Raw genomic sequence first — 10,113 nt, 5'->3', positions numbered from 1 at the left:
AGCCAGCGCCATGTTATTAAATGAAGGCGTCACGCGCACACCGGGGTTTGCGTTCTACAATTTGCAACAGGCGGGCGAATTTGTTGCTTGGATCACCACACAATACGACCACTTTAAACAACTCGCTCAGGCAACCACATCTTACGGAAAACTGACCGATATTAGTGTGAACATTGAAGGCAACCACGTTTACTTAGTCTTTGAGTTTTTAACCGGCGACGCTTCTGGTCAAAATATGGTGACCATCGCAACCAACGCCGTCTTCGAGCATATTCTAGCGGCAACACCCGTTGAACCAGAGTACGCTTTCTTAGACGGCAATTTATCTGGCGACAAAAAACCGAATGCGCATTCTCTTCGTAGCGTAAGAGGTAAAAAAGTAACGGCAGAGGTACACCTATCAAAAGCGCTGATTCAAAAATATTTGCACACCACCCCTGAAAAAATGATGCAATTTGGGCAAATGACAACCGTCGGTGGAGCGCTGAGTGGTACGATAGGCATTAACGCTCATTATGCCAATGCACTGGCAGCGCTCTATATCGCTTGCGGCCAAGATGCCGCCTGTGTTGGAGAATCTGCGGTAGGTATGACACGAATGGAGCTCAACAAACACGGTGGGCTTTATGCCAGTGTCACTCTACCTAATATCATGGTTGGGACGGTAGGCGGAGGAACCAACTTACCCAGTCAAAAAGCCTGCCTCGATATATTGGGGTTACATGGTACCGGTAAATCTCAAGCACTCGCTGAAGTCGCAGCCGTATTGTGTTTAGCCGGAGAGCTTTCTATCGTGGGCGCTTTTTGTGCGGGTCATTTTTCCAGGGCTCATCATAAGTTGGCTCGGTAGCTTTCGGTTTTTAAAATTCAAATATTAAGTCAATGAGTTTTATACTTCTATAACATTGAGCGAGCCGGTCGAACACTGGCTCGAACTGTTACCGTCTTCTCGATTCTTAATCTTAGGGCGATATTTCACAGCGAGCTCAAAATACGATGTGTATAATTTAAATTATCACTTTTCGTTTATTTTTACTTATGAAGCCTCGTTCAAACTCCATCACTGACCTGTACCCTTTGCTAATCCCCGGGCTAAAGCTTTCGGCAGTTATCGAGTTTGGCCCTAACGATACCTTATCGTTTGCGACGCATATCATTGGGCACAAGAGTGAACACTATATCGTGATCGATATGCCCACAAAGGCTAAAGAAGCGTTATTGATGAGGAAAATTGACAATACTTCGATCATTATTCGAGGTATCTGCCATACCAAACTGGGCCATGTGATCGCATTTAAAACGCGGATACTGAGTAAAATATCTCGCCCTGTGCATGCTATATTTTTACGTCAGCCTAAGCATTTTATTTCAAAACCGACTCGCACCCATGAGCGCTTTTCTTTCGACATACCCGCGGTTATCACCGAGGAAACCAAAACCTATCAGGGTCATTTAGTGGATATTTCGGTATCAGGCTGTGCCCTGTTTCTTGCTGGCGAAAACGAGCTCACATTAAGCAGCGTGATCGAGGTGCAATCTGAAGTCACTGAGTTGCTTGATAAAAATATTAAATACACTATTGCGAATATTCAAAAGCAAAAAGAGGGACATAAAATCGGGATACGATTCAGCGCTCCCATCGAAATGAACGACAGCATTAAAAACAAAATATTAGAACTTGCCGTACTATCAAACGCTTTATAAACCGGATGCTCCAAACACACTGTTGCCTATGTTACTCGCTTAAGCACTCTTCTTTTAAGTAAACGAAAGCTTGGTAGAGTTCATTTTGCTTGATCGGTTTTACAATGATGTAATCCGCGCCCTTATCCAAAAATTCTTGTTTAGTGTCGAGCATGCCATCCGCTGTACAAGCGAAAATTGCCACTTTGCTCTGCAATTCTTCCCTGATGATTCGAGTCGCTTCTATTCCACTAAACTTAGGCAATTGATTATCCATCAGTACCAAATCGTATTGTCGATTTTTTACCTCTTCTATGGCCGCTTGACCATCTTTCACCCACGTAATATTCATGCCATAGTTTTCACAAAACGCTCGGGCGATAAATGCGTTGGTATGGTTATCTTCTACAAGTAATACGTCTAGTGATCGGTCAAACAGCTCTGCAGGCGCGGTTTCAGTTTCTCCAAGATTGTCTGTTGTGGTCGACACCTCACGGTTCACTCTTTCAACCGGAATATCAATTGAGAACGTGGTACCTCGTCCTAGATCACTATCAATCTCATATCGCCCATCAAGCAATTCAATCAGACTTTTGGTAATCGTCAGGCCTAGGCCACTCCCACCATATTCGCGAGATATGGATGAACTGGCCTGAACGAAGGGTTCAAAGATACGTTCCAAAAGAGACGCATCAATGCCTATCCCCGTGTCTGAGACTCTGATATGTAACAGGGAGCCTACACTATTGTCAGTGTGGGAATTGTCAGTGTGAGTAATGCTTACTTTGACGGAACCTTCGTGAGTAAACTTGATGGCATTACCGACTAGATTAAATAAAATTTGATTCAATCTAACTTGGTCAGTAGCAATGATGTCACTTTGCTCAAAGTCTGTTTCTACGATGAACTCCACACCTTTCTCTTGGCACAAGGGATAAAATATTTTCTCTATGGTTTTGGATATTTCAATCGATGCGAAATAAGAACGCTTGATCTTATATTTACCTTGCTCTATTTTTGAAAAATCAAGGATGTCATTAAGAACAGCTAATAAATGCTCACCGCTGTTGCACAGTACATTGATGTTTTCTAGCATCACCGGATCGAGGGTAGAACCTCTGAGTAACTGCGATACACCCAATATGCCATTCAGTGGTGTTCTTAGTTCATGACTCATTTTTGCAAGAAAATCAGCTCGTAATCGGGCTAATTCTTCCGCTTGAACTCGCGCCGCTTCACTCTGTTTTTCTGCATTAATTAGACTCGTAATATCTTGTCCCTGAGTGATAATCCATCGGACATGTTCATTCACTTTTATAGGCGATAAATTCCAACGGAACGTCTTTTCTGCGATGGGGATATTAACGCCTGTCAGCGTCGCGCCTTGTGCCGCCATTTTTATTTTAGGCCACAATTGGTCAACCAGGATTTGATGGGTACCATCGCCGGCTTTATGGGCATTAAAGTACTTTTCTCCGGCTGGGTTTATTTTTACTATTTCCCCTTGTGCATTCCAAAACAGTATCGGAGAAAGAGAAAAGTTAAACAGATCCTCAAATTGCTTCTCTTGTTCAGTCAAACGTTTAAAAGAGTGCTCTAACGCATTTCCTATGAGATCAAACTCTTTCACTTTACTACCCACAAAATGTGTGATCTCCCTTTTATCTGCAGAGCTTTCTGCATAATCCATTAAAGAATCCAGCTCTACTGAGACGCGTTTATTTAACCAGTACCAGGTAACGATACCGAGTAGGAGCATAAACACCATGAGGACACCACCCCACCAGTTATAGTGATAATTAAATTCAACGGGAGATATCCGACTTTGTACGGTATAGATGGTAATAGAGGTCGATGTGCCACTGATGCTCAACGGTGTTGCAACCACGATATAGCGGCCTGAAGTAGGTAAGCCTGCGAAATTGCTAAGGACGTCATGATCCTCATAGTCGGTATTCACATTTCCAATGGTTGACGCGATCACTTCCTTGTCCGTCACCATTAATGCACTGTCTGAATTACTTCCCTGCTTTATAGCATCCATTAAAGAGAAATTACTATTGAGAACGATACCTATGTGATACATCGCCAGTACTTCACCCGTACTTAGATCGACAATTGGAATGCGTCTTAAAAGCAATATCTTCGAGCCTAGAAGAGACGACGCTCTAACGAGGTACCAGTTACGGCTTCGATTAATACTTTGACTCATCTCTGTCAGCGAACTATCTTCTATCCCAAAAAAAGTATAGCTTTCATCGCCCCAAAATATTTTGTCTTGGATAGTAAGGTAACGAAAGTCGGGGGTGAGTTGGGGATTCAACTCATCAATATCGGTAAAGAATTGTTCCAGTAAATCCGTATTCTCTCTGTGCAATGCCTTAATTAATGTTTCATTTCTACTGTAGCTATCTTGCTGCGTTCGTAACGATGTCAGCTCTAAGTTGAATAAAGTTTGGACTAAACTGTCCGTTTGGCGTCGTGTCCTTTCTACTTCTGACTCTACTGCACGCGAGGTGGCCTGCGAATTTTGGAATAAAACAAACAACGTCACAGCAGCCATCACCGAGAATACAGTTCTAGTAATAAGTGTCGCTAGATTTGTCGATTTATTGCTCAAAGACAGTCTAAATATCATTCTAAATCCGAATACCTAAATGCGTAACGCTTAAGCTCGTCTAATCGCTGACCAACATCGTCTGAAGTGACGACCTCAAAGTCACCAGAATACAGAACGGGGACTTTAGCGCCTTCAAGATCGAGTTTAATCGCCTCTGCCATGGCGATGCCCGTATCGTCGTTCATCCGCATCACAGTGACGTCTAACTCACCCATCTCAATCGCTTTAAGTTCTGCGCTGCCGCCTCCCCAACCGTTTAGAATAACGTCATCACGGCCAAGCTCTTTCAATGCGTCAGCCGCCCCTAGTGCAACATCAGTTGAACAGGCATAAATAAATGAAATATCACGTTGATTGTCCAGTGCTCGTAATGCCGATTGGTAGCCTGACTCTCTCGTCGCCTGAGTATAAAATGAGGACGAAAGCGTGTAATTGCCTTGGTGACTCATCCCTTGAATAAAGGTATCGCCTCGCGCATCACTGATGTATCCCTTTGAGTAATAGAGCATTGAATACGCGCTCTTTTCAGGTATGTTTTGTTTAAAATATTGTTCTAAAAGCTTGGTCCCTCTCGCATGGTCAAAACCTACGTACATAAAAGGCTGCCTATCATCCCAAGACCGCACGGGTGTTGTAATATTTTGTAGAATCAACTTAGTGTCTGTCGAGCCCAACACATGCTCCATAAACTTCCGGTGTCTAACGGTATACAAAGTAAAAACCAAATAGTCCGATTTATCTTTAAGTGCTTGCATTAGCGATTCATTTTGTTGTCGAACATCACTGTTTATACGAGTCACCACCTTATTTAATCGATAATCAATACCTAGCTTCTTCATTCTCACTTCAAACGCTTTGATATTTCGTACCCAATAATCTGAAATTTGATCTCCCGGATAAATGATAGAGATGGTCACAGGACGATCTTGAGTGATAGACAGTTTTTTAGGGGATTGACTAACTAACGTCGCTAGTGAATTCGTTAGCGCGTATTCGGAAGGATGCGCCTCTAAAAACTCATAGTAACCCCAGTAATCCGACAGCTCTTGTGAGGAATGCGCGTAAAGAGTAGTAGAAGGTAGAAGTAAAATAACCAGTGTGATTAAACGCGTTATATTTGGCATCATTGAGATCGTTTTCTTATTTGGATTCATATTCTATGCGCTCTTTCCCCGGAAGGTAAGAGCGCTAGAACCATTATTGACCAGCAATCCAACGAGTTAGTTTTTATCGTCTCGTTCTAGAAAGCAAAAGCCTGTCAGCGCAGACAAGAACAAAAAGCGCAAACTAATACACGGATAAAAGCGACGACTAGAACGTAAACGCTAAGTTTGCTGATAGCCCATATTGGTTGTCACCTGCATAATTCCCTGCAAAATCTAAACTGACTAAGTCTCCTGGGCTTATTCCTATGCCTGCAGTGACAGAATCATCAAGCGTGTCTTCCAGATCGACTTGGTAGCCAGCTCGAAGTTGCGCCCACCCAAATGCATTTCCTTCAACACCAAAGCGAAGAAATTGCGTATCGTCGTTGTAGCCGCTAAATCGCGATTGATCGGTTAAGTCCCAGTCCATTGTCGCGACAAAGTACTCCATTGCATACGCACCAGAGACGGTTACCTGGGTATCTAATTTATACTGGGTAGCACCGTTGACAGCAACGACGGTATCAATCTCTTGAGAGATAAGATCTTTCACTGCGATAGCCGCCCTAAAGTCTTGATACAACCACACAGCTCCGAGATCAAGATTGAACGCACTTTTCGATGTTTCACTTTGGTCATAATCACCGATATCAAAATCTTCAACACTGATCACTTGCTTATACGTCGTCATGTCTTGAAATTTGGGCGTAATGCCCAGCGCAAAGTCCTGCCCGTTGAACGAAAAGCGTTTAGCTAATGCCACCCCAATCTCACTGTATCCAAAGGCGACCATGTCCACCGTTGAAGTTTCATATCGAGTAGGGATACCCGCCGATTCTGGCGCTATATCTGGAAGCGCCAGTATTTCTGCATAACCTCGTACAAAAATATTCATCGATAGAGCATTCAAAGGAATTGCAACCGCCGCACCGACGCCACCACTGGCGACAATCGGCTTATTTCCTGACAATGTATTCAGATGTGTATTGAGCTCATCAATTGTCGAAGTGTCAGAAGAGTTCGCTTCATATTTTGTAATCGTGTCTTGCAAGTCATCGATGGTATCTATGGTCTTATCGGTATCTCGAACATTACCCGCGACCGCTGGAAGTAGGATTCCAAAGGAATCATTATCTCGGTATACCGCAGCCAATGCTGGATTATGAAATGGCGCTAAAAGGTAGTCTGCGGTACTAACTCCGGTGTTCCCCATACCATTACTTCGAGCATCAGCCACAGAGGTTGCAGCATAAGAATTTGTTGCCAATATGACTAAGCCTATCGCCACTGATAATTTTGTTAGTTGTTTCATTTCCTTACCAACCTTTTTTATGTTCCCATAAATAAGGTTAATACATGTTCACAACTTGCACCGAATTTTTGCATTTATTGGGTTTTCAACAATAAATCCAATGACAAATCGCCAGTAACCAAGGACTCTTTTTGCGCTTTTGGGATACGTTTTAAACGATGTTCTATTTTAGAAGCATCGCTGCGATTCATGCCTGCGACATCACTCCAAACTAAGCTCAAAGGTGACTTCCCCTTGAGCGCTTTCGCCCCTTTACCTGAGCAGTGCTGCTGGAAGCGACGATCAACATCAGTAGTGATACCACAATACAATGCGTTACTAGGAGTCCTAACTAAGTATACATACCAGTTAGCACTCACTTTAGAATCGGTCATTAACTGGTTAAGCTCTCTAGAAGTGCTTTGACTTCATCAAGGTCTTTTTTCATATCGCTAAGTTCAAGCTTCAACTCAGAAACTTCCGCTTCCAACTGTTCAACTCTTGAATTACCGGCAGCGGGTGTTGGAATCGCAGCGGCTAAAGCTTCTATATCAACTTCGCCACTAAATAGGTGCTGGTAACGTGATTCACGCTTTCCCGGTTCTCTTGGCAGTTTCACCACCAAAGCTCCCGCATCACGATGACTCATGGCGTCTAGAATCGACTCCACTTCTTTTACATCTGAAAACTGACACAATCGGTTGGTGCGGGTTCTCAGCTCACCAGGTGTTTGTGCGCCACGAAGAAGCAAACAACATACGATGCCTCGTTCTTGTTCGGTAAACTTCAAATCACCAAATTCGGTATTACAGAAACGATGAATGTACTTTTTTGTACGGCTATTGAACGCACTTTCATCACTTACTAAACGTTTTGCAATCAACGCTTCCAGGGTGTCTTGAACCTCCGCATCGGTGATGGCCATAACTGGCTCACGATTACTCTTTTGATTGCAGGCGGTGGTGAGACTATTGAGCGTGAGAGGATAATAATCAGGCGTGGTTACTTCTTTCTCAATCAGGCAGCCGATAATTCTAGCTTCTAGTGGCGTTAATTCGATCGTCATATATTCATCATCCTTCTCGGTTTCGCTTATTCTGGACTCTAATTTACACCACTAATGTTCTGACATTAGCGGTACGATTCTCATATTGCCATTTTTATCAACCATAAAAATGCGAGAACGGTTTAATTCTACTTCCGTCACTTCAAGCCTTTCTCGTTCAGATCGGTAAGCATCTCGAAGTTTATACGATAACGCTTGCAAGCCTTCAACACTGTCATCGAGTTGAGGTTCGTCAATGTGATGGGCTTCTTCTATAGATTGAACTTGAAGCTCTATAGGTACAATGATGTCTGAAGGGTTCATGGGGTTCGGTTCTCTTCTCTGTGGACGACATAATATAGTGATTCAAACTAAGAAAACAATGCGTACATCAGTGGTTGGCTAATTATTCGGCAAGATCTGAATGGTATTGATCTAAAGACTGTTATGTCTTGGGCTCTTGTGCTTTAATCGTTGGTAGTTAACATTAATTATTGGGAAAAGGAACCTATGAGTAGTGTATTTGAAATCGTAAACCAAGCTCGTCGTAAAAATAAACTAAAACGTGAGCTTTTAGATAACGAAAAGAAAGTTCGCGATAACCGTAAGCGTGTCGATCTCCTAGAAAACTTAATGGATTACATTAAGTCAGACATGAGCCACGACGAAATCGTTGCTATCATCAAAAACATGAAAGCGGACTATGAAGATCGCGTGGATGACCACATTATTAAGAGTGCTGAAATCTCTAAAGCACGTCGTGATATCAGCCGCCGTATTCGTGAACTGACTGAAGAAGATAAGCAATCGACACAAGGCAAAAAATAGACGCCTTGATTAGCCGATTCTGACTCAACCGTCGCTGACGCTAATTGATTCAACACCTTGTGGTGAATGTTTTTAAAATCCGAGCCGATAACGCTCGGATTTCTTGTTTTTAGATGTCGGTATTTGTATGTCAGTGTTCGTGTTTGGCTAAATCATCTCTTTGGCAATTAAATGAAGCAAGAAGGTTTCTCGCTCTATACTCATGCCTTTTTTATCACTTTCCGCGATGGTCTTTTCATTATGGGCAATCGCATCGTGAATATTGACCCACATCGCTTTCATGCCATTCTTAATTTCATAATCTTCGTAGTTGGTGTCGCCCAACTGCCTATCGATTTTGCAGGTGTAGCAGTAAGAGATCATGTGCATTACATCGGCGTTATCTTTGTACCACGGTCGAAACTCTTCAACTAGGCCAAATGGTTTGATGGCATGGATGTTTTGAGCACCCGTTTCTTCTTCTAATTCACGGACCATACCCGCAATCACATCCTCACCATCGTCTAATCCGCCACCCGGAATCGTGTAATCGTGGTATCTCTCGGTATAGAGGAGCAAGATGTTTTCACCATCAACAACGATAGCTCTGGCCGCATTGCGCTTAAAGATAATTTTATCATCAAGGTGCTCGACACTCGGATGCACCATAGTCGTAAGATGTCTCATATTGTTTTTCTCAAAGGTAATTTGGGCGAATACTGCTTACTGGGCCAGCTTAATAACGGCCTAGCTCATTATTGGGATAACTCAATCGAGCGAACGGTGCTGTCTAGTTCGAATAAACACGCTGCCGCTTCCATATACTGCGGGTAATCCGTAAAGTGCTCTCGGTGAGTGAGTGTCATTTGCAACAGCTCTTCAGCCCGCATTAACTTCCAATAAAGTGGGCTAGTATGAAGCATAGCGGCTAACGGTTTGAACACGATTTTTTCGTAGGCACAGAATACGTTTTCTAGAATCACTTCGCGTTCATCTTCTGTGCTGATGGGCATCAACATGGCGGCTTTTGCACTTTGATAATGGGTATCTTTTGCTAGCAGTTCCATCACCGATGTATTGTGTTGGGCTAAGTCATGTAAGGCGGCGTGGATTAACTCAAGCCAATGTTCTTTCGTTAGTTCACGATGGCTGATGGCCTCAAATTCGTTACGGATTTTTTTCTCAATAGATCGTTGGCTTTTCAATAAAACCGTTCGCACCTTTTGAAAAGGCAAATGGTACTCTTTGCTCAAATCAATAATTAACGTATGGAATCCATTGTTGGGTAAGTGCAGGTTATTCTTAAAAGTAGCGAGTGCATTTTCTTGTTGTAGCGTAAGATCGCTCATCTGATTGTATTCCTTGGTTTGGCAACGTTCGCCAGCATTAGCCTCATTTTAAAGGATGCCCATTTCAGAATCCATCCCGCAAGCTGTTTATTATTGGCACGCAATGAACGACCAACGAATAGCGGCTGAATAGCGGCTAATGAAAGGTTCAATAGAGATCGGAAGAGCGGGTC

11 protein-coding genes are annotated in these 10,113 nt (G+C 43.0%); 3 read left to right on the top strand and 8 right to left on the bottom strand.

The genetic code is table 11. From position 1 onward, the window contains the following. Together ACP45E_RS12250 and ACP45E_RS12245 are read left to right on the top strand one after the other, a co-directional pair. Positions 1-850 (top strand): 3-hydroxy-3-methylglutaryl-CoA reductase (locus ACP45E_RS12250; RefSeq protein ID WP_069585050.1); only part of this gene is annotated, 850 nt, incomplete at its 5' end. 188 nt (positions 851-1,038) lie between these two features. Beyond that, entirely contained in the window at positions 1,039-1,704 is a 666-nt protein-coding gene (locus tag ACP45E_RS12245) for a PilZ domain-containing protein (protein WP_017038187.1), read from the top strand. 31 nt (positions 1,705-1,735) lie between these two features. Here the strand turns inward: ACP45E_RS12245 and ACP45E_RS12240 are convergent, their stop codons facing one another. The 6 genes from ACP45E_RS12240 to ACP45E_RS12215 all read right to left on the bottom strand — a co-directional run bounded on the left by ACP45E_RS12240 (position 1,736) and on the right by ACP45E_RS12215 (position 8,108). Continuing rightward, positions 1,736-4,321 carry a LuxQ periplasmic sensor domain-containing protein gene (locus ACP45E_RS12240; RefSeq protein WP_017038188.1) on the bottom strand — a complete coding sequence of 862 codons (2,586 nt, stop codon included), beginning with the start codon at positions 4,319-4,321 and terminating at the stop codon, positions 1,736-1,738. Next, positions 4,318-5,457 carry a substrate-binding domain-containing protein gene (locus tag ACP45E_RS12235; protein WP_017038189.1) on the bottom strand — a complete coding sequence of 380 codons (1,140 nt, stop codon included), beginning with the start codon at positions 5,455-5,457 and terminating at the stop codon, positions 4,318-4,320. Before ACP45E_RS12235 ends, ACP45E_RS12240 begins: the two co-directional genes overlap by 4 nt. A gap of 157 nt (positions 5,458-5,614) precedes the next feature. Beyond that, entirely contained in the window at positions 5,615-6,760 is a 1,146-nt protein-coding gene (locus tag ACP45E_RS12230; protein WP_017038190.1) for a conjugal transfer protein TraF, read from the bottom strand. A gap of 74 nt (positions 6,761-6,834) precedes the next feature. Next, a complete protein-coding gene (locus tag ACP45E_RS12225) occupies positions 6,835-7,134 on the bottom strand; it encodes a GIY-YIG nuclease family protein (RefSeq protein WP_017033706.1) in 300 nt (99 codons plus the stop codon). Continuing rightward, positions 7,134-7,805, bottom strand: coding sequence for a YceH family protein (locus ACP45E_RS12220; RefSeq protein WP_017033707.1), 672 nt, complete (start codon positions 7,803-7,805; stop codon positions 7,134-7,136). The genes ACP45E_RS12225 and ACP45E_RS12220 overlap by 1 nt, the downstream gene beginning before the upstream one ends. A 51-nt stretch (positions 7,806-7,856) precedes the next feature. Beyond that, positions 7,857-8,108 (bottom strand): hypothetical protein, encoded by a 252-nt coding sequence (locus ACP45E_RS12215; protein WP_017033708.1) that lies wholly within the window; start codon positions 8,106-8,108, stop codon positions 7,857-7,859. Between the two features lie 186 nt (positions 8,109-8,294). Between ACP45E_RS12215 and ACP45E_RS12210 the strand changes: the two genes are divergently transcribed. Then, positions 8,295-8,612, top strand: a complete 318-nt coding sequence (locus ACP45E_RS12210) for a DUF496 family protein (protein WP_017033709.1) — start codon at positions 8,295-8,297, stop codon at positions 8,610-8,612. A gap of 147 nt (positions 8,613-8,759) precedes the next feature. Here the strand turns inward: ACP45E_RS12210 and ACP45E_RS12205 are convergent, their stop codons facing one another. Both ACP45E_RS12205 and ACP45E_RS12200 read right to left on the bottom strand, forming a co-directional pair. Next, the gene (locus ACP45E_RS12205) at positions 8,760-9,278 is read right to left on the bottom strand and encodes an NUDIX hydrolase (RefSeq protein WP_026026652.1); all 519 of its coding nucleotides are present in this window, start codon (positions 9,276-9,278) and stop codon (positions 8,760-8,762) included. 68 nt (positions 9,279-9,346) lie between these two features. Further along, complete coding sequence (locus tag ACP45E_RS12200) at positions 9,347-9,940, bottom strand: hypothetical protein (protein WP_017038191.1); 594 nt, start codon at positions 9,938-9,940, stop codon at positions 9,347-9,349. Positions 9,941-10,113 lie beyond the last annotated feature (173 nt).

This window comes from Vibrio genomosp. F10 str. 9ZD137 (genome assembly GCF_049974785.1).
In the GTDB taxonomy this organism is placed as follows: Bacteria; Pseudomonadota; Gammaproteobacteria; order Enterobacterales; family Vibrionaceae; genus Vibrio.
The sequence above is the reverse complement of the archived record's forward strand: the minus strand, read 5'-3'. Positions and strand labels throughout refer to the sequence as shown.